Raw genomic sequence first — 20,102 nt, 5'->3', positions numbered from 1 at the left:
ATTTAGGTAGCCTATTCATGCGTGCACTTTCTATCTTTCTCTCGCTGGCTTGCGTCTTTTCAATTTTTACTGCAAGTAAAGCATTAAGTTCAACGGAACCTCTGGTGATTGGTATTGATGCCGATCTTTCAGCGGTAGCTGTTGAAGGTGGCATCGCTATTACAAGAGGGGTCGAGCTTGCCGTCGACGAAATAAATGCCGCTGGTGGGATTCTAGGTCGTCAAATAAAAGTTATTGCGAAAGACCATCGCGGCAACCCAGCTCGAGGTGTATATAACATTGAGCAATTTTCCCAAACTCCCAATTTACTTGCGGTAGTAGGCGGCGTTCATACACCTGTAGTTCTCGCTGAAGTCGACCCAATACACGAAAAAAACATTTTGATGTTGGTTCCTTGGGCAGCGGGGACGCCTATTATCGACAACGGGCACTCACCGAATAACATATTTCGCGTGTCGGTACGCGACGCTGAAGCAGCGTCAGTCCTAATTAATCACGTCAAATATATGGGGCTTTCAAATATCGCGTTGGTATTGGAAAGAACAGGATGGGGACGCTCAAACCTTGAATCATTAACACAAGCTGCAAGTAATAATGATATTGATATAACAGCAACCCAATGGATAAATTGGCAGCAGAAAGACTTTTCTGAGGATATCGCGGCAATAAAAAGCACGAAAGCGGAAGCGATTATTCTTGTCACTAACGTTCCTGAAGGTGTTGTGGTACTCGATGAGATGGCAAAACAAGGCATCGCCTCTCTCCCTGTTGTGTCGCATTGGGGAGTCGCGTCGGGTCAGTTCGCCTCTTTACTTGCTGAGCCCATCGCTAACTACAATGTGTCAGTACTTCAAACCTTCCACTTCAACCACCAGAAAAATACCAAGGCAAAAAGCTTGTTAGAAGCCTATTATAGTAAGTATGGCTTGGTGGATGCGACTGCGATTGGTGGTGTGACAGGTTTGGCTCATGCTTATGATTTAACTCATTTAATCGCGGCAGCTGCCGCGAAAGCTGGTAGTATAGAAGTAGACGCATTACGCGGTGCGCTAGAGTCTCTTCAAAATGTCCAAGGTGCAGTGAAGCACTACACAGCTCCATTTTCAGAGGACAGACACGATGCACTCTGGGCAAAGGATTATTTTATGACTACGTTTAACGAAAAAGGTCACTTGGTAACAACGGGCGTGCAATGATGCAGCAGCCCCCAAGGTTACGCTCTCTTCTGCTTTCAAGCATGCTTCCGCGACTGGTTTTACTCGTCGCGGTTTTGTCTATCATTCTGTTTGCTCTCTCTTTTCACTTCATTGTTAAACAAACCGACCACCTTCAACAACAATCTGTTGATGGTTTAGAACAAGATATCAATTACATTGTTAGCGATACCACTAGACAGCTAGCAGACTTGGCAGCTAACGATATCATTATCAATTCCTTGGTTGATTTCGAGCAAAGGGATAATTACCTTCCCATGTTTTTCCGCTCGTTAAATTTAACTCAGGCGAAAAGTGTCGAGTTTGCGCTATTTGATTTTGCCGGGAACCGGGTGATTGATAAAAACTGGAATGCTGTTATCCCGGAGTCCCTCAGTAGTGCATGGCGCCAGCAAACCCTTGGTTCATCGAATGCATACTCCTCGGTATCAAAGTACGGCGTATTAATAAGCGTTCCAGTGTTACTTAGAGGCGTAGCGGAAGGCGCACTTGTTATGTATGTGGATAGCTTGCAGTCTTTGCTCGCGCCCTATCCCAGACTGACTAACCAGCTTGTTACCGACTCTAGTGGGCGTGTCCTGTTTAGCAGTGAGCCCTCACTCATTGCTCCCAACTCAAGCTTTTCCGATTTTGATGACAGCGGCTACGCTATAAAAAAGGCTGACTGGCAAAATCTAACCTTATACAGCGTGAAACCCACCATCACCGCATACAGAGAAGCCGCATGGACTGGGATTGTATTGCTGGCAATGATTGTAGGCTTCGTATTTATCATTTTGCATATGGTGAGTATGACGGGAACGCTTGCCGAGCGAACACTTTCGACTTTGTACAATGACATTAAGAATCGACTAAACAGTGATGATAAGACCTCACTACGCCTTGATAGTGACGTTGAGGCCCAAGAACTTGCGGATATTCGCGAAGCGTTTGACAAACTGATTTGGGATTTGACAGAGGTTTCACTGTCTAACGAACAGTTTTCTAACGTGTTGGAGTCAATGGGCGATATGCTTGTTGTGGTTGATCAAGACAAGCAAATTTTACTTTCTAATAAGCGCTTCGACGACTTTTGTCATGACCAGTACGGTGAAAAGAACGGTATTTTGAAGTTCATTATGCAAAAGCTTGCTTCTTCACAGAGCAATGAACTTACACACTTTTCGGTATCAACCGGCCAAGAGCGGTTTGTTCATTGGACTAAAACATCACTGGCCGATGCTAATGGTAATATTCGTGGTGATATCTATGTTGGTAGCGACGAAACTGAACAACGCTCTCTTGAAAGTCACGTTAAAGTGCTCACTCACGCTATGGATGAAGCAACGGTGTCGATCATCATTTCGGACATTAAGCGCGTCGGCCAACCAATAATATACGTAAACAGTGCCTTTGAAGAGCTTACAGGCTACAGTCGTGAAGAAATAATCGGTCATAATTGCAGGTCGATGCAGGGCGATGAAACCAGCAAGCAGACAGTTGACCAAATCCGCGAGGCTATTGCAGTGCGCGAGCCTATTGAAACGACGCTGCTCAACTATAAAAAAGACGGCAGCGCCTTTTACAACCGTTTGAATTTAACGCCGGTAAAAATAAATGGTGAAGTCACTCACTATATCGGGTTTCAACAGGACGTTACTCAACAACGACAAACCGAACAGTATCTTCAGGATGCGCGAGAAAAAGCGGAAGAGTCTGCCCATCTTAAATCGAGCTTCCTCGCTAGTATGAGCCATGAAATACGCACGCCAATACACGGTATTTCTGGTGTTTTGCAGTTAATGGCTAGCTCTGAACTCACTGAGCAGCAAAAGCACTACCTGTCTCTTGCTAAGTTTAGTATCCAAGGCCTTTTACATATCGTAAATGATATTTTGGACTTCTCTAAAATTGAGGCAGGCCAACTGCAAATTGAAGAAAACCCATTCGACATTTTAGAATCGCTTGAAAACCTTCAAAGTCAGTACGCGATTATGTGCCAAGAAAAAGGGTTAGCGCTACATTTTCACTTTGATTTACAAGGCTTTCACGTTGTACAAGGCGATGATGTACGCTTTAGACAAATACTCTCGAACTTGTTAGGTAATGCCGTGAAGTTCACCGACAGTGGATGTATTGAAGTCACCACCAGCATTCAGCAAAATGCAGATAACAGCCTTAAGCTTTTATGTAGCGTAAAAGACACCGGCATTGGCATCGCACAAGACAAGCAAAGTACAATCTTTGATGTCTTTACCCAAGAAGACCTTTCTACAACTCGCAAATTTGGCGGAACAGGCCTTGGTCTTTCTATTAGCAAACAATTATGCGAACTCATGGGCGGCGATATAAAACTTGAGAGCGTTAAAGGTCATGGAAGCACGTTCTCTTTCACTATTATGCTTGAACAAGCCGACGAAGCCCTGCTTAAGCCAGTTCACCACTCCTCAGGAGTGAAACGGGAAAAAGGGAAAAAACGCAAAGTATTAATTGTCGAAGACAACGACATTAATCAGGTTATTGTTAAACAGCACCTAAATAACCACACTACATTGAGTGCCAAATCAGGCCTAGAGGCACTTGAAGCGTTGAACAAAATGAAAGTGACCTTTGATGTTGTCTTGATGGACTGTCAAATGCCGGAAATGGACGGCTTTGAAGCAACTAAACGCATAAGAAATGGTGAGGCCGGAGAACGCTATTTAAACGTTCCGATCATCGCACTAACCGCCAATGCCATGAAAGGTGACAAAGAGCAATGCGTTAATGCCGGAATGGACGATTACCTAAGTAAACCTTTTGATGCTATTGACCTCATCGACAAAGTTGAGCATTGGGCAAATATTGAAAGAAATAGCGAAGAAAGCGCTGTTCATTGAGCTCTATCTACGGTGAAACCGTAGGGATGATCGCCGGCTATGTGTATTTTGATTCTGATAAGTTCGTCAGAATGGACTTTCAAGCCGAGAGTAACCTTATCTTAGCCCTTGACCCCATCCATAGCGCTTTAAAGCAAAGGGAAATTTTATCGATTGGATTAAAAGGCAAAGACACACCAGCGTCATGCCAACCCACCCCACCGGCTTGAATACTTCACCAATCAGAAAAATAGCGAAAAGTGTCGCAATCAGTGGCTCAATTAACGTAATAAGCGTAGCTTTACTCGCTTCGGTAGTGCGAAGACCATAGCCAAATAGCAAATAACCAAGAAACATCGGCACAACAGCCATATAGAGTGAAACGCTAATGTGGATAGTGTTAGCAAACAAGTTTTGACCGGTAAACCAGAGGGAAGGCAACAGAGCAACGGCAGCGCAACCGAAAAGTCCGGCCATGGCAGATTTTGAATTTGCGCCAGCGTCAATGTGTTGCTTCGCGGCCCATGAGTATCCAGCGTAAGTTAAACCTGCAATTAAACCCAATAGAACGCCGAACACCTGATCATCTTTAGATGCTGACAACGCCATTGCGTCCTGTGCCTTACCCATGGCTAACATGCCAATCCCAAACGCACCAAACACAAAACTAATAAACCATTTTAAAGACACGGGCTTTTTACTTAAAAAGTACTCTAAAAGCGCAGCGAATAGTGGTGCACTGGCGATAGAAACCACGGTGCCAATGGCAACGCCTGACAAACGCATTGAGCTGTAAAAGGCCAGCGGATAAATTGCAACACATGCACTGCCAAACAGAAAGGTCAGTGGTGTAGAAAAAAGAATAGGTGCATCCTTTACTAGTGATTTTCGGGCACTAACACAAAGCAATACACCGCCTATACCCATTGCAAAGGCACCGATTGCCAGAGGACTGATTTCTGGAGCGAACTGAGCGGCAGTACCTGTTGTCCCCCACAGAAAGCTTGCGATAACAATGGCTAAGACCCCTTTTACTACATCGCTTGTATTCACTGCTTTCTCCACTCTATTACTCACCTTCTTAGCTTTAACTGTTGAACAATGCTTTCATGTTGTACTTTCGACTTAACCCATCAGCTTTTACTGTGACGCTGATATAAACCGATTGCTGCCGCTTGCTTTTATCACTCAATCATTTTTGCTCATAGGGTCAACACCTCTCCTATAAAAGATGATACTTAGATTTTTGCTTTTGTAATTAGCTAGATAGACGCTTCTTTTGACCTTTTAGACGCACATTCCCCACACACTTACAATTAACACCAAGTTAACAAGAAAAACATACAGCATTAGATGCAACAAAAAATGAAATATTTGTTTCGCAATTTATGGAAATAAACCAACTTTTTTGCCACATTACCCCCTTGCCTGACAACAAAATAGAAACAAAAAATCTGGATGGACTTATGTTTAAAATAGAAAAATCGTCGTTTAGACGAAGCACACTTAGCGTTGCGGTAATGGGGCTGCTTAGCTCCGGTGCAATGGCTCAGGACACACAACAAAAAGATGACGATGACTTTGAGCAGATCATAGTAACTGCAACAAAGCGTGCAGAATCCATTGAAGACATTCCTTTTTCAATCAACGCACAAACGCAGCGAGACTTTGAACGCAGCGGTGCAGGAAACTTAGAAGACGTCGCAAGAAACGTGGCGAGCGTCTCAATTCAAAACTTAGGACCAGGCCAAAGCCAAGTATCTATGCGTGGCGTTTCAGCGGGTCAAATTGTACGAGACCAACCAGGCGTTAAAGAGCAGGTCGGCGTATACCTTGATGAAAGCGTGATCTCGCTATCTCTATTCACACCAGATCTCGATCTTTTTGATCTTAACCGTATTGAAACGCTGCGCGGCCCACAAGGCACATTGTTTGGCTCGGGTTCTATTGGCGGTACCCTTCGATACATTACCAACCAGCCTGAATTAGACACCTTTGAAGGTAAATTTGAAGCAAACTTAAATACAGTGACCGATGGCGGCGTAGGCGGACACGTGAAAGGTATGGTTAACCTACCCATCTCAGATACCATCGCTATGCGCGCTGTAGTGTATCGCACAGACTACGCGGGTTTTATTGATGCTTATGGCGAAAATGGCGCGTTTAAAGAAGACGTTAATGACGGCGATAGAACCGGCGGTCGCGTTGCCTTCGTGATAGCGCCAAATGATAAATTAACCATTACTCCACGACTTATTTTCCAAGAACTGGAAATGAATGGATTTAACCGTCAAGAAGTGTATAACCTGTTTGGTAACCCTTACACAACGACCCGCCCAGCTATTCAATTGGGTGAACGAGAACAATACCTGTTGCTTGAAGAAGGCTTCTCTGACGATACCTTGATTGCTGACGTAACTGCTGAATATCAAGCTGACGTTGCTGACTTTACCTTTGTTTATAGCTATACCGACCGCGATATTCTTGTAAGTCGTGATGCCAGCGCGCTTTCGGGCTCAGTAAGTATCGACTTAGGTTTTCCCGATGAAGCCGTACTATTACCGTCGAACTTATTAGACAGAACAGAAGTAGAGCAAGATACCTTTGAGCTTCGCGCCGCATCCAATGGCGATGGCGCGCTAGACTGGCTAGTTGGCGCTTTCTACTCTTCTACAGAGCGTGTTTACGACCAATCACTCCCTACCCCTGGGTACGACGCATTTACCGACGCCACCTTAGGTGAAGGCACGTCAGCAGCGGTTGCCAATGGTTTTGAAGCTGATTCTCCCTACAACGCCTATTTACCGTACGACTTGAAGCAGCTTGCTGTGTTTGGTGAAGTGAACTATCAAGTGAACGATGACTTTAAAATGACCGTGGGCTCTCGTTTTTACGATTATGAAGAAGAGCGTCAGTTTATCTCTGGGGGCTTATTTGCCAACGGCGACAACCAGACCGATTCTACAGAATCAGATGGCTTTACTTCTCGCGTTATCGGCCAGTATAGCGTAAACGAAAACGTGAACTTAAATGCTCAGGTATCTCAAGGATTTAGACTTGGCGGTGTAAATGACCCGCTAAATAGAAGCCTGTGTACCGACCAAGATGAAGCCATCTTTGGTTCGTTCCAAGACTATGACGATGAAAAGCTCACCAACTATGAGATTGGCATGAAGTCTTCAGGTCGTGGATGGACAGCTAACATCTCGGCTTTCTATAACGATATTGAAGATCTTCAGGTTACATTGGATGCTGGTTCTTGCTCGTCACGTGTATCATTTAACGTGCCTGACGCCCACACCCAAGGTATTGAATTTGAGCTTACACGTCAGTTTACTGACCAGCTCTTTTTCTCGTTAACGGGTAGCATCATTGAAGCCGAGTTCGATTCAACCGTTGTTGACGGTGATGGTGCGGTGCTAGGTGGTGTTGAAGACGGCAACCGCTTAGCTTCAGTACCTGAAGAGAGCTTTGCCATCGCATTTACCTACGATTTAGCGCAGCCTTTATTCTCTTCAAACAGCACCTATTTCCAAGGCTCTTATCAATACGTGGGCGACCGCATTACCCAGCCTAGCGACCAAGTTGCAGGCGCAGGTATATTCACTTCAGGCCTTGCCTTTGGCGGTGCCACTGGCGCAGAAACAACGGAATTAGACTTGTTGTTAGACGACTACGGTACGCTTAATATGAGCTTTGGTCTCACCTACGATGACTATGAAATATTGCTGTATGCAAACAACCTGTTCGACGAAAACGCGCAGCTATCCTTTGATAGAGAACGTGGTGGACGAGCTCGGCTTGGGTTTACGGTGAATCAGCCACGTACAGTAGGCGCAACTTTCCGTTACTTCTTCCAGTAACGAGCGATAAATGTCTCTGCCTGAGGGTTTACTTTCAGGTAGAGGCTTCACCTCGATATGAATAGCCGTCAGCTGCTACAGGAATAGCTTTCACCGACTTTAGGAAAAAGCTTCAAAGAAAAGCGGCACTATAAGTGCGTTTTGAAAAGCTAGCTAAGAAAAGAGTGGAGTTGGCCGTAAGCCGGGTTCTGTCGTGGGCAACCATTCCTCTAGATCAGCAATCGCTCACTGATTCAAGCAACCTACCCGATCCCCATGCGGGCCACACGTTGAGGGATCCTATTTGGTCTTGCTCCGGGTGGAGTTTACCTTGCCACACTCTGTTACCAGAGGTGCGGTGCGCTCTTACCGCACCCTTTCACCCTTACCGGCATGTAAACATGCTTAGGCGGTCTTCTCTCTGCTGCACTTGTCGTCGGCTCGCGCCGCCCAGACGTTATCTGGCACCCTGCCCTTTGGAGCCCGGACTTTCCTCCCCTTTCTTACGAAAGCGGCGATTGCCTGGCCAACTCCGCGGCGCATTCTACATGAAGTACCTTACAATAGCACCCTATTCCTGCTCGCTGTAAAAGCAGTGCTCAACGGCGCTTTTATCGAGCAGTTTGGTGATAATAAAAATTTGGTCGCCCATTTCTATTTTGGTACTTCCTTTAGGTATAAGGGTTTCTTCACCGCGGGCAATCATTGCCACTACCGTATTATCGGGAAGAGCTAATTCGCTAATGGTTTTATGTAGTGCCGGTGATAACTTCGATACCTCTATTTCTATAAGCTCGCGCTTGCTCTTAGCAACTTTTACAATCTCCAGCGTGCTCGATTCCTTTACTTCATCGTCCAACACTAAACCTAACTTACGCGCCGCATAAGGTAAGGTGGAACCTTGCAACAAGGCGGAAATAAGCACGATAAAGAACACCACATTAAAAATGAGCTCGGCATATGGCATGCCGAATATTAGCGGAAATATAGCGAGTATAATTGGCACCGAACCGCGTAAACCCACCCATGAGATGAGCAACGATGCTTTGAACGAAAATTTCGAAAGCAACAAAATCGGCATAACCACCAGCGGACGGGCAATAAAAATAAGCACAAACGCAATTAAAAGGCCTTCTTTCCAATTCACAAACAGCTCGGTGGGCGTTACCAACAAACCTAAGATAACGAACATGGCAATTTGCCCAAGCCAGGCCAGCCCATCCAGAAACACGAACGTATTACGCTGATAAGCAAAGCGGCTATTACCCACGATAACACCCGTTATAAAGGTAGCGAGAAAGCCGCTGCCATTTAAGTTCGCAGCAAGGCCAAAAGACAATACACCAAACAACATCACAAATACCGGGTACAAACCGATGGCCATTAAGGTGATGCGTCTGAAAAGCCATACTGCAATACCGCCAATGGCAAGGCCCACTATCGCTCCCACTCCCATTTGACTGGCAAACAGCGAAAGTAAGTCAATGGGCTTAGTGGTGCTGTCTTGAATAAGCGTAATAAGGCCAATTGTGAGGAATATGGCCATTGGATCGTTCGAGGCACTTTCCAGCTCTAGTGTGGATTTTATTTTTGAAGGAATGCGTATACCAGCGTTGCGCAGAACAGAAAATACTGCTGCGGCGTCTGTCGACCCTACAATAGCACCAAGCAATAAGCCCTTATAAAGCGGTAAATCGAGAATAACCATAGCAGCGATACCGGTGATCACTGCCGTACCAATTACGCCAATAGTGGCGAGTAACGCGGCGGGTTTCCACGCCTGCGCTATAGATTTTTTTGACGTTTGCAGACCGCCATCAAATAGGATGAGAATAAGAGCAAATGTACCAATAGCATGCGCAGCATCGGCATTATCAAAGAAAATTCGGCCAATCCCATCTTCACCAGCAAGCATACCAACACCAAGAAATAGCACCAATACAGGTACGCCAAAGCGCGGAGACAGCTTACTAGCCAGCACACCTAAAATAGCCAGCACTGCGCTAAGTAAAATAATGTGATCAACTGCAAACATTATACGTTCCTTATTGCCACTGATGCATGCTTACGCAAGACTAGAAGTACGCATCGAGGGTTCCTGTTAATACTGACACCTTACCGCGTTTTGTTACCAAAGTATTTAGGTACAGAAACGCGGCAGGGTAATAAAGTTAAGGAGCTCGTGTCGTCTAAGGGATGTGCGACAACGAAGCCTTAATCTCTTCTGCAGTAGGCTTTAACTGCGCTTTGCCTTGTTTCTCTCTTCTACTGCCCAACAAATACAGCAGCGTAGAGGTGATAAACAAGGTCGATGACGTGCCAATCACGACAGCAAAAACCATAGGGACTGCAAAACTTTCTACTGCATCACCGCCAAAAATAGCCATCGGTAACAACGCCAACAGCGTGGTAACGGAAGTGAATACCGTGCGGCTTAGCGTGCTGTTCACGGCCTCATTAATAGTATCTGCCAATGGCTTGTTTGGGTCTAAACGCAATAATTCACGGATGCGATCAAGCACCACCACTTTATCGTTTATAGAGTAACCAATGAGCGCCAACAGTGCTGCAACAGCCGTTAAGTTAAATTCGATACCCGTAAGCGCGAAAAAGCCTATGGTCTTGGTTAAATCGAGTATCACGGTTAGCAGCGCTGCGCTCGCAAAATGCGCTTCAAAGCGTGCACACAGATACACCAACATGCCGCCACCTGCGATAAGCAGTGCTAGAATGGATAGCTCGGCGAAGCCTCCGCTGACCTTGGGTCCTACCATATCAATTTTATCAAAACTTACCTCACTGTCGGCTTTCGAAATCGCACGCTTTAGTGCGTCAGTCTGCTTTGCGTTGCTATTTTCAAGCTCGCCACTGCTATCTAGAACAGGTGCTCGCAATAAATAGTGATGTTCACTGCCATATTCTTGAATTGCTATCTGATCAAAGCCATTGCTTTCAATCACATTCCTTAGCTCATCGGTAGTAAGGGTTGGTGCGGTCAACTCAATCATGGTGCCACCGGTAAAGTCGACGCCATAATGTAAGCCAGGCTTAGCAAACAAGCCGATTGAAAGCACGGTTAGCACTACAGAAACAGCAAGTGCAATTTTACGTTTTGCCAGAAAATTAATACCGCTAAGCTTATCGCTTAACCGCAAAAGCGGGGATGAAAAGCGCAAAGGGACGCGCTGCTGCGCGCGATCTTGCGTGCTCTTTTGCTTCGACTTAACCACTCTTAGCATTAACATTTTAGTTAGGGCTACAGCAGTAAATACCGAAGACACCAGACCAAGAGCAATAGTAATTGCAAACCCTTTAATAGGGCCGCTACCAAACATAAACAACAAACTTACCGCTATTAGTGTGGTGAAGTTTGAATCCACAATAGTTGCGAACGCTTTATCAAAACCCACTTCTATTGCACTGGCTGCCGGACGACCTTTCTTACTTTCTTCACGAATACGTTCATTAATCAAAATGTTCGCGTCTACCGCCATGCCCATGGTCAGGATTAAACCTGCAATGCCCGGTAACGTCAGTGTTGCGCCAAACAGGGTTAAAGCGCCAAACACCAACGCCATATTGATACAAAGAGCAAAACTTGCGATAGCGCCCCACCTGCCGTAAATCGCCACCATAAATGCCAATACCAGTAACGCGCCTGCCACGCCGCTTTCCACTCCGGTTTGAATGGCATCGCTGCCTAAATCTGGCCCCACCGTGCGTTCTTCTATAATGGTAAGTGGCACAGGTAGCGCACCAGTGCGAAGCATTAGTGCAGTGTTGCCCGCCTCGGGCAATGTAAAGTTACCGGTTATTTCACCACGACCACCCGGAATCACGCTATTTATAACGGGGGCTGTAACCACTTTGTCGTCAAGTACGATAGCAAGCACACGGCCGATGTTGTCACGTGTCATAGTGGCAAACTGCTTGGCACCTGCGCTGTCTAATCGGAACGTCACTACTGGCTGGCCATTTTCACTACTTAAGACACCTGCCGCATCAGTAATATGCTCACCTTCTAGCGCCACTTTTTGCTCTAAGCGATAGGTATTACCCGCCGCATCTTGCTTATTCATAACCTGCTCAGACTGGCTATTCGCGGCCCAGTGAAAAGTCATTTGTGCGGTAGTGCCCAATAATTTTTTAACTTGAGTGGGGTCAGACATACCCGGCATCTGAACTAAAATGGCGTCTTTACCTTGTAGCGTAACGCTAGGCTCAGTAAGCCCCGTTTCATTCAAACGCTTTCGAACTACTTCAACACTTCGGCTTAACGTGTCTTTAACCAGTTGTTCGGTATATAGCTCGTTAAGCGTAAGGGTAACGGTGCTTTGCTTTATCTCTACATCAAGTGCACTTGAACCATTTGGCTGAGCTGAAATTTGGTATGCGATGTCTTTTACCTTTCTCGCATCATCTGCACTACGCAGTGTAAAAACGACACTTCCAGAACGACTATCTTTATGAATGAGTGAATGAGACGTTTTTGTATAGCGCACTTTTTGACTGCGCAATTCGCTAAGTAAGTCACTCGAAAAGCTGTTGAGCTGCTTTTCAAACAAGGCGTTGGTGTCTGCGGCTAATAGCAGATGCGAACCTCCTTGCAAATCTAAGCCTAAAGATAGTGTGGACGTGGTGTACCACGTAGGTAGTTGCTGTTTAATTGATTGTGGCAATATGTTGGGCGCAGCGCTCAGTAAACCGAGCATAACGATGAGCACATACACAAAGCCACGAAATGAAAATCGTGCCATTTTAAAATCCTGAATAATAATGTTTTTAAGGTCGCCAAATTTAAGATCACAACAGGTGTGCTCCCGTTTTGACGCATATGAGTTGTTAAATCAGGATAGAGGGTGGTGCGCGAGGGCTTGGTTTAACCCACCTTTGTGACCGAAAAGGAACGTTTGCTGAACGTGTATTGACAGCAAAAAGGCCGGCATAAACCGAGTTCAACGAAGCAGGTATTAGCCCTAAGAGATCGGCATCGGTAGGCTGCTCACTGTTGTTGGCCGTCAGCTTGCTGACGTTAAACCGCAGAGAGTAGCTTTGCGAGTTATGAACAAACTTAGCAAGCGGTGACTGTGATGTTACCTCGGCATTACTCGCTACATCAGGTAGCTGAAACCCGGTACTAACAACCAGATACGACAATACCCACGCCATGAGGAAAGGCGCAAATGTAGAGGGGTAAAAGCGTTTAAAGATTGTATTCACCAGAGTTCCATTAGCGGTTAGAGGTAACAGCTGTGGGTTGTCAGTGGAAGAAAGTGGGGGCTAAAAAAGCAAATTCAATCGCTATATTAAAAAGAGCCCAATTTAAGGACTCTTTTGACAATTCACGTTTATCATATTTACGGGTGACGTACATATACTCTCGCGCCACCTTGCCAATACAGGTTACACGATTGCAATAACGTCTTCTTTCGCCAAGCGCGCTTTTGGAAGGCCGTAATTCCAATCTTTCTCAGTATCTGGGTAACCAATCGCTAATGCGACTTCACACACGTGACCGTCTAGTTCATCTCTAAACAATTCACCAAGTAACTCAGGATCAACCCCTTCCATTGGCGTAGATGCTATGCCTAAACGCGCCAGCGTGTGAAGAACATTGCCTAACGCTAGATAAACTTGCGCTTATAAAAGAAATTATTTATGGGTAATAGATCACGCTTTGCAAAGCCTTGAAGTATTGCAGCAACAACACAATTTTACAGGAAAGATGTGCATCAATATATCTGGCGTGGAGTTAACCAACGAAAACTTTCCACCTCTGGTTAAACGTTTACTTGAAACACACAAGGTAAGTCCTTGTAGCGTAGAATTGGAAGTAACTGAAACCGCATTGGTTGCTGGAGATAAAGCCTGTTTAGAAACCCTTAATGTGTTAAACGCACTAGGTGTATCCTTAGCACTCGACGACTTTGGTACGGGTTATACCGCATTCAGCCAACTTATCCACTACCCTGCCAATGCCTTAAAATTGATCGCTCTTTTGTCAGTGATCTATTTTCTGAAAAAGAGCCACGAAGCTAAATGGTTTTAATTATACAAAACCTTGCCGAGCTTTACGGCTTGCGTGTTATCGCAGAAGGAGTTGAAACTGAAGAGCAGTTAAACTACTTGAAGAGGCATGGCTGTGACTGGGCACAGGGGTATTTCTTATCTCGTCCCTTACTTTGGGATGATTTAATTAAGCGTCTAGCTGGATAAAAGTAAAGCTAAGATAACATCATGCTTATAACGAAAAGCCCCTCTGTTGAGGGGCTTTTACGCTAAAAAACGAGATATATTCGCATTTTAATTAGGCGTAATCGCGTTGTGGTAAACGTCTTGTACGTCGTCACAGTCGTTAAGCATGTCCATGAATTTTTCAAACATCGGCATGTCTTCTTCGCTAATCTCAGTTTCAGTCTGAGGCATCCAGCTCATTTCTTCTGCAATAAAGCTAATGTCTGGATAGGCTTCGGTTAGCGCTGTTTTTACTTGATAGAATTCAGTGTGTGGCGCGTAAACGGTCACTTTATTGTCTTCTACTTCAACGTCAGTTACGTCTACGTCAGCTTCCATAAGCACTTCTAGGATAGCGTCTTCGTCGTCACCTTCAAACTGGAATACTGCTTGGTGATCGAACATATGCGATACCGCACCCTGTGCACCAAGTTTCGCGTTAGTTTTAGTAAAGCAGTTACGTACTTCGGTAATGGTGCGGTTTGCATTGTCAGACAAGCAGTCAACAATTACCATGCAGTTACCTGGGCCAAAACCTTCATAACGCATAGGCTGGAAGTCTTCGCCAGCGCCACCAGCGGCTTTATCAATCGCTTTTTCAATAACGTGGCTTGGTACTTGATCTTTCTTCGCTTTTTCCATTAGGCGGCGAAGTGAAAGGTTGGTGTTAGGATCGGCACCACCATTTTTCGCACATACGTAAATTTCTTTACCGTATTTAGAATAAACTTTAGTTTTTTGGCCGGCAGTTTTTGCCATGGCGTTTTTACGAACTTCGAATGCTCTTCCCATCTTAAAATTCTCTTTCTCGCAATTTGAAATGCTGCGTTGGGTTTTATCGGGCTACCTGTTGCCTGACGGTTCATCAGGCGCATCGCTCTGCCTTACTTGGAAGCATTGCCGAACTCGACGTTTCTATAAATGGCCGAACGCGACGGTGCTTAACATTGCCAAGCGAAACACTGCCCAAAATAACGGTAGGCTAAGCGACACAAAAAATTTGGGCGAAATTCTACCTTAATTTTCATGTAATACCAATGTGAACGCCCCGAGAAAGGGTGTAGGTTGGTAGCTTTCACATTTTCAATGAGGTCAAAATGTACTCTGACTCCATATTTATGTTTACGGCAAATGCTCGGTTGCTAGGTAGTCGTGTGACTGCATTTCCTTTAAGCGGCTCAGACAGCGCCTGAACTCAAAATTAAGTAGCCCCTCGGTGTACAAGCTTTCTAGCGCGACTTCTGCAGATATGATCAGCTTTACATTTCGCTCGTAAAATTCGTCCACCATCGCAATGAAACGACGGGCCACATCGTCATTATGCTGGCCCATTTCCTTAACATTGGCTAAAAGCACTGAGTGATAACAACGGCTTAACTCAATATAATCGCTCTGGCTACGGGGCCCGCCACACAGGGCTTTAAAATCTATCATCAATACCCCGTCAGCGTTTCTAAGCGTCGGTATTTTTCGGTTGTTCACCTCAATATCCTCGTCTTTAGAGCCCTCTTCCGGTGCTAATTGTGAAAAGTAGCTTTGCAAGTTTTCTGTGGCCTCGTCATCAAGTGGATAATGATAAATTTCGGCTTGCTCTAACGTTCTAAGACGATAATCAATACCGCTATCAACATTTACCACGCGGGTATTCTGATTGAGTAGATCGATGGCTGGTAAGAACCGCGCACGCTGCAATCCGTTTTTATATAAATCGTCAGGGACTATGTTCGACGTCGCCACCAGCACAATACCGTGACCAAACAGTTCTTCCATTAACGTGCCTAAAATCATGGCATCGGTTATATCAGACACGAAAAACTCGTCAAAACATATTACCCGCGCCTCTTTTGCTAGCTTGGCTGCTACTAGCTTTAGCGGGTCTTGCGCGCTTTTAAGCTGCTTTAGTTCATCGTGCACACGGTACATAAAGCGGTGAAAATGCACGCGCATTTTCTTCTCGAACGGCAAGCAGTCGTAGAAGGTATCGACTAAATAGGTTTTGCCTCGCCCTACACCGCCATAAAAGTAAATACCCTGAATGCCGGGCTTTGCGTGACCTTTTCCAAACGCAGCTTTTAACTTTACCCGCCACGTCGTTTTCTTTTCAGGTTGGGTAAGTTCATCAAACAAACGTTGAAGTTCTTTTACTGCATTTTCTTGCGCCGCGTCGTAATGAAAGTCAGACGACTGAAGATCTAGCTGATATTTTTCCCATGGCGTCATCGCCGAAACCACTCCATACAAAAGTCAATAGCGGCGCTTGCTGCACCGACCTGCTTGAATTTCTCAATTATGACCTTAATTTTAATGGAAATCACGGTAGAATCTCACATTGAAATTCGACATACACCGAATAAATGTCACGATGTATGCGCTTTTCGGGTTCGACCTTGCTATATTCAGCGTATGGTCGAAAGCAGCTTTTAGATCGTAGAAGTAAAGGTCGGCTGCAAGATGTAGATTGATTCGGAGAATATAATGGAATTGTTAGTATCTCTTGCTTTGTTAGTAGTTGGGTTAATTATTGGCTTTTTCGCAGGTCGCTTTTTTCAACAAAAGCAGGGCGCAGGCAATACTGCACAGACTGAGAAGCAAGTTAAAGAGATCCTCGCACAGCAGGCGCAACACCACATTCATCAAACTCGTCAAAGCTTAGAGAGCATTGAAAGCCAGTGCGAAACCTTAAAGCAACAAATTGAAGAGTATGAATTGCTGCTTGAGCAAGGCAGCGATGATGACAGCAAAGTTCCTTTTTATGGGGAACAAGCAACTACGTATTTACGTAACAACCTAAAAGGGTCTGACAAATCGAGAGTTCAGCGTGTATCTGACACACAGCCAAGAGATTTCGCTAACTCGGGTTCTGGGCTGTTCGTCGGCGGATCTGATAAGAATACCGCAGAAAAACAGTAACATCGGGAACTTTATCACGACCTCGGACTCTTTTAATGAAACCATGCTATGTCGCATATAACATGAAGGAGTGTAAGCGAACATGAAAATGTCTTTCCGCCATTGTCTATTGGCGTCTGCCGTTGTTGTAAGTTCATTGGGCTTTACTGCTAGCACACAGGCGGCGTTACCGTTCTTTTCTGATAAGAAAGATGAAGTTCCCTCTTTAGCCCCTATGCTAGAAGAAGCTACCCCAGCGGTAGTAAGCATTGCAGTAGAAGGAACACAAACCTCTACGCAGCGTGTACCCGAGATGTTTCGCTACTTCTTCGGTGCCCCGCAAGAGCAGGTTCAAGAGCGCCCTTTCCGAGGTCTTGGTTCTGGTGTCATCATTGATGCCGATAAAGGTTACGTCGTTACCAACAATCACGTTGTTGATAACGCGGACGAAATCACGGTTAAATTAACAGACGGGCGCGAGTTCAAAGCGAAAAAGCTAGGCTCTGACGAGCAAAGCGATATCGCGTTACTTAAAATAGAACCTGATGATTTAAAAGCGTTACCACTCGCCGATTCTGACGCGCTGCGCGTAGGCGACTTTGTAGTAGCAATTGGTAATCCGTTTGGTCTTTCTCAAACGGTTACATCTGGTATTGTAAGCGCTCTGGGCCGCTCTGGCTTAAACATTGGCGGTTATGAAGACTTTATTCAAACCGACGCCGCAATTAACCGCGGTAACTCAGGTGGTGCGTTAGTTAACCTTCACGGCGAACTGGTTGGCATCAACACCGCTATCTTTGGTCCTAACGGCGGCAACGTCGGCATCGGTTTTGCCATTCCTGCCAATATGATGAAGAGCCTTGTTGACCAAATTGCAGAGTTTGGTGAAGTTCGCCGTGGCCTTCTAGGCATTTTAGGTAGCGATATTGACGCGGGCCTTGCCGAAGCTATGAATGCGGAAGTGAACATTGGTGCCTTCGTGAGCGAAGTACAGCCAGACTCGGCTGCTGAAAAAGGTGGTCTGCAAGCCGGTGATATCATTACTGCGATTAATGGTCGAAAACTTCACAGTTTCCAAGAACTGCGCGCAAAAATTGCGAGTATGGGCGCGGGCGCAGAAGTCGAACTCACCGTTATGCGCAAAGGCAAGAAAATGAATGTAGACGTTGTGTTGGACGACGCTACTGATACCACGGTTACCGCTGCTCAAATTCACCCTGCTCTAGAAGGTGCAACCTTATCTAACGGCACCGACGATGCTGGTAATGCTGGTGTAGTGGTTTCCGATATTGAGCGTGGTGCGCCTGCGGCGCGAATTGGCCTTCAATCTGATGATGTGATAATTGGCGTTAACCGCGTGCGTACGTCTACGGTTGCAGAGTTTAGAAATGCACTAGACGAAGCAAAAGGCGTTATTGCACTCAATGTAAAACGTGGAAACTCTACGCTTTATTTGGTAATCAGACAGTAGCAATTAAACGTTCAATTACGTTCCCCCGCTCAGACGCGTTGGTGTCCAAGCTGGGAATTAGCATAAAAACGGCGCTTTATAAGCGCCGTTTTTTTCAAATGATAACCGTTGAAAACAGTGTTCTCCTAGCTTCCTAACGGGGCTTCTTTACGGGCTCCTCTGATAAGCCGCATTCTCAATGCTACACCTATGTCCACGTAAATAAGTATGTATGAACAGCATGAAAAGTTTTGAAGTACATGCTAGTGTTAATCGAGTTGCACAAAATTTGCGTTTCATTACGGTAGTTTATTGAATAAAGTGATATCCTTTATATCACGAATGATAATTCAAAAACGTTGCGCTTTTAATTTATGAAGTAGTGCCGCTATGACGGTTCATATAGAGTAAGTGCGACAGACAACAATAAGTGTGATTTGTGACTGGCCGCTCAATAATAAACTTCTTACTAAAATCTATAATTCTTGGCGTTGCTGTTGCTGCACTGCTGTTGGTGTTTATCCCCGAGCTTCGCAATGGTAAAGGTCTTGCTCAGGGCTTCTTTAATACTCATTCAGTCAGCGCCAGCCGCGAGAGCTATTTCACCGCGTTAAGCCGCTCTGCACCTGCAGTAGTTAATATTTATAGCGTAAGTATTGAAAACGGCTCTGGTATTTTTAGAAATCAATCTCGTGGGCGCACCAACCTTGGTTCAGGCGTTATTATGACAGAGAATGGCTACCTGCTGACCTGTCACCACGTAGTTGCCGATGCAGATAGCATTTACGTAGCTGTGCAAGACGGCCGTATTTTGGAGGCGCAGATTGTCGGCACAGACCCTTTGACCGACCTAGCAGTATTGAAGGTAACCGCGGATAACCTGCATATCATTCCTCAAGTATCAGAACCTGATACCCATGTAGGTGATGTAGTTATGGCGATTGGTAATCCCTTCGACTTAGGCCAAACAGTTACCCAAGGTATTGTCAGTAGAGCGGGTCGTAACGGTCTTTCAAACTATGTTGATTTCATTCAAACCGATGCAGTTTTGAACCAAGGTAACTCTGGTGGCGCGCTGGTAGATAGCAACGGTATTTTGCTAGGCATTACCAATGCCAATTTCCAAGTATTAGATTCTAATAACCGCGCTCGCAATGTAGATGGTATCAATTTCGCCGTACCTTATGAATTGGCCAAGCGAGTCATGGATGAAATTATTAGTAACGGGCGCGTTGTGCGCGGCCAGCTAGGTTTTGTCGGCGGTGAAAATCGCAACCGGCCGGGTATTGATGTTCAAGCGGTAGGTAAAGGCAGCCCTGCCGATATTGCGGGTATTCGCCCTGGCGACATTATTGTTGCCATAGACGGTGTGCGTTTAGAAAGTGCTTCCAAAACCTTGGATATGATTGCCGAAACCGAACCCGGTACTGAACTAGAAATTGAACTTAGTCGCGATGGTCGCTCCATAACTATTACCGCTACTGTTGCAGAGCTTCGTGCGGGCCAATAATTGTTATAGATATTCAGCGCCACGTAGGCAGATTGCGTTTGTTCTGCTGCTGTTTAACTTCACTGGTAATAGAGACAAATCAGGTACAAAAAAAGCGCCGTAATGAACAGGCGCTTTTATCTATGC

At 45.4% G+C, this 20,102-nt stretch carries 14 protein-coding genes, 1 other RNA gene and 1 pseudogene; 8 read left to right on the top strand and 8 right to left on the bottom strand.

Going from position 1 to position 20,102, the window contains the following annotated elements:
* Window positions 1-17: 17 nt before the first annotated feature.
* On the top strand, window positions 18-1,196 hold the full coding sequence (locus ACX5KA_RS14960; RefSeq protein ID WP_458731530.1) for an ABC transporter substrate-binding protein: 1,179 nt from the start codon (window positions 18-20) through the stop codon (window positions 1,194-1,196).
* Complete coding sequence (locus ACX5KA_RS14955; RefSeq protein WP_458731529.1) at window positions 1,193-4,072, top strand: ATP-binding protein; 2,880 nt, start codon at window positions 1,193-1,195, stop codon at window positions 4,070-4,072. Before ACX5KA_RS14960 ends, ACX5KA_RS14955 begins: the two co-directional genes overlap by 4 nt.
* Window positions 4,073-4,168: 96 nt before the next feature.
* Here the strand turns inward: ACX5KA_RS14955 and ACX5KA_RS14950 are convergent, their stop codons facing one another.
* Entirely contained in the window at window positions 4,169-5,116 is a 948-nt protein-coding gene (locus ACX5KA_RS14950; RefSeq protein ID WP_458731574.1) for a DMT family transporter, read from the bottom strand.
* Between the two features lie 401 nt (window positions 5,117-5,517).
* On the opposite strand from ACX5KA_RS14950, the gene ACX5KA_RS14945 reads away from it, so the two are divergent.
* The gene (locus ACX5KA_RS14945; protein WP_458731528.1) at window positions 5,518-7,914 is read left to right on the top strand and encodes a TonB-dependent receptor; all 2,397 of its coding nucleotides are present in this window, start codon (window positions 5,518-5,520) and stop codon (window positions 7,912-7,914) included.
* A gap of 162 nt (window positions 7,915-8,076) precedes the next feature.
* On the opposite strand, the gene rnpB is transcribed toward ACX5KA_RS14945, so the two are convergent.
* The 5 genes and pseudogenes from rnpB to ACX5KA_RS14920 form a co-directional block, all read right to left on the bottom strand.
* An RNA gene (gene rnpB / locus ACX5KA_RS14940) (RNase P RNA component class A) lies at window positions 8,077-8,427 on the bottom strand.
* Window positions 8,428-8,464: 37 nt separating this feature from the next.
* Window positions 8,465-9,928 (bottom strand): potassium/proton antiporter, encoded by a 1,464-nt coding sequence (locus ACX5KA_RS14935; protein WP_458731527.1) that lies wholly within the window; start codon window positions 9,926-9,928, stop codon window positions 8,465-8,467.
* Between the two features lie 154 nt (window positions 9,929-10,082).
* Window positions 10,083-12,650 carry a protein translocase subunit SecD gene (secD, locus tag ACX5KA_RS14930; RefSeq protein WP_458731526.1) on the bottom strand — a complete coding sequence of 856 codons (2,568 nt, stop codon included), beginning with the start codon at window positions 12,648-12,650 and terminating at the stop codon, window positions 10,083-10,085.
* Between the two features lie 85 nt (window positions 12,651-12,735).
* Window positions 12,736-13,113 carry a hypothetical protein gene (locus tag ACX5KA_RS14925; RefSeq protein ID WP_039219583.1) on the bottom strand — a complete coding sequence of 126 codons (378 nt, stop codon included), beginning with the start codon at window positions 13,111-13,113 and terminating at the stop codon, window positions 12,736-12,738.
* 183 nt (window positions 13,114-13,296) lie between these two features.
* Window positions 13,297-13,533, bottom strand: a pseudogene (locus ACX5KA_RS14920) (nitroreductase family protein); the annotation flags it as partial.
* Between the two features lie 37 nt (window positions 13,534-13,570).
* Here ACX5KA_RS14920 and ACX5KA_RS14915 point away from each other — a divergent pair.
* Both ACX5KA_RS14915 and ACX5KA_RS14910 read left to right on the top strand, forming a co-directional pair.
* Window positions 13,571-13,942, top strand: coding sequence for an EAL domain-containing protein (locus ACX5KA_RS14915; RefSeq protein ID WP_276203236.1), 372 nt, complete (start codon window positions 13,571-13,573; stop codon window positions 13,940-13,942).
* Window positions 13,933-14,109: an EAL domain-containing protein gene (locus tag ACX5KA_RS14910; RefSeq protein ID WP_276203237.1), complete on the top strand. Its 177-nt coding sequence runs from the start codon at window positions 13,933-13,935 to the stop codon at window positions 14,107-14,109. The genes ACX5KA_RS14915 and ACX5KA_RS14910 overlap by 10 nt, the downstream gene beginning before the upstream one ends.
* Before the next feature lie 87 nt (window positions 14,110-14,196).
* On the opposite strand, the gene ACX5KA_RS14905 is transcribed toward ACX5KA_RS14910, so the two are convergent.
* Together ACX5KA_RS14905 and zapE are read right to left on the bottom strand one after the other, a co-directional pair.
* Window positions 14,197-14,919 carry a YebC/PmpR family DNA-binding transcriptional regulator gene (locus tag ACX5KA_RS14905; protein WP_458731525.1) on the bottom strand — a complete coding sequence of 241 codons (723 nt, stop codon included), beginning with the start codon at window positions 14,917-14,919 and terminating at the stop codon, window positions 14,197-14,199.
* 330 nt (window positions 14,920-15,249) lie between these two features.
* The gene (gene zapE, locus ACX5KA_RS14900) at window positions 15,250-16,347 is read right to left on the bottom strand and encodes a cell division protein ZapE (protein WP_458731524.1); all 1,098 of its coding nucleotides are present in this window, start codon (window positions 16,345-16,347) and stop codon (window positions 15,250-15,252) included.
* 255 nt (window positions 16,348-16,602) lie between these two features.
* Here zapE and ACX5KA_RS14895 point away from each other — a divergent pair, with 255 nt between their 5' ends.
* The 3 genes from ACX5KA_RS14895 to ACX5KA_RS14885 all read left to right on the top strand — a co-directional run bounded on the left by ACX5KA_RS14895 (window position 16,603) and on the right by ACX5KA_RS14885 (window position 19,976).
* Window positions 16,603-17,037, top strand: a complete 435-nt coding sequence (locus tag ACX5KA_RS14895; protein ID WP_014948358.1) for a ZapG family protein — start codon at window positions 16,603-16,605, stop codon at window positions 17,035-17,037.
* 88 nt (window positions 17,038-17,125) lie between these two features.
* Window positions 17,126-18,487 (top strand): DegQ family serine endoprotease, encoded by a 1,362-nt coding sequence (locus ACX5KA_RS14890; protein WP_039219753.1) that lies wholly within the window; start codon window positions 17,126-17,128, stop codon window positions 18,485-18,487.
* A 418-nt stretch (window positions 18,488-18,905) separates the two neighbouring features.
* Window positions 18,906-19,976 carry a trypsin-like peptidase domain-containing protein gene (locus tag ACX5KA_RS14885; protein WP_039219592.1) on the top strand — a complete coding sequence of 357 codons (1,071 nt, stop codon included), beginning with the start codon at window positions 18,906-18,908 and terminating at the stop codon, window positions 19,974-19,976.
* Window positions 19,977-20,102 lie beyond the last annotated feature (126 nt).

It is taken from the genome of Alteromonas alvinellae, assembly GCF_902705805.1.
The sequence above is the reverse complement of the archived record's forward strand: the minus strand, read 5'-3'. Positions and strand labels throughout refer to the sequence as shown.

What these genes read in the sequence shown, in the direction of transcription:
- ACX5KA_RS14960 (WP_458731530.1), top strand. Translation starts at nt 18, where the DNA reads ATGCGTGCACTTTCTATCTTTCTCTCGCTGGCTTGCGTCTTTTCAATT.
- ACX5KA_RS14955 (WP_458731529.1), top strand. Translation starts at nt 1,193, where the DNA reads ATGATGCAGCAGCCCCCAAGGTTACGCTCTCTTCTGCTTTCAAGCATG.
- ACX5KA_RS14945 (WP_458731528.1), top strand. Translation starts at nt 5,518, where the DNA reads ATGTTTAAAATAGAAAAATCGTCGTTTAGACGAAGCACACTTAGCGTT.
- ACX5KA_RS14935 (WP_458731527.1), bottom strand. Translation starts at nt 9,928, where the DNA reads ATGTTTGCAGTTGATCACATTATTTTACTTAGCGCAGTGCTGGCTATT.
- secD (WP_458731526.1), bottom strand. Translation starts at nt 12,650, where the DNA reads ATGGCACGATTTTCATTTCGTGGCTTTGTGTATGTGCTCATCGTTATG.
- ACX5KA_RS14910 (WP_276203237.1), top strand. Translation starts at nt 13,933, where the DNA reads ATGGTTTTAATTATACAAAACCTTGCCGAGCTTTACGGCTTGCGTGTT.
- ACX5KA_RS14905 (WP_458731525.1), bottom strand. Translation starts at nt 14,919, where the DNA reads ATGGGAAGAGCATTCGAAGTTCGTAAAAACGCCATGGCAAAAACTGCC.
- zapE (WP_458731524.1), bottom strand. Translation starts at nt 16,347, where the DNA reads ATGACGCCATGGGAAAAATATCAGCTAGATCTTCAGTCGTCTGACTTT.
- ACX5KA_RS14895 (WP_014948358.1), top strand. Translation starts at nt 16,603, where the DNA reads ATGGAATTGTTAGTATCTCTTGCTTTGTTAGTAGTTGGGTTAATTATT.
- ACX5KA_RS14890 (WP_039219753.1), top strand. Translation starts at nt 17,126, where the DNA reads ATGTCTTTCCGCCATTGTCTATTGGCGTCTGCCGTTGTTGTAAGTTCA.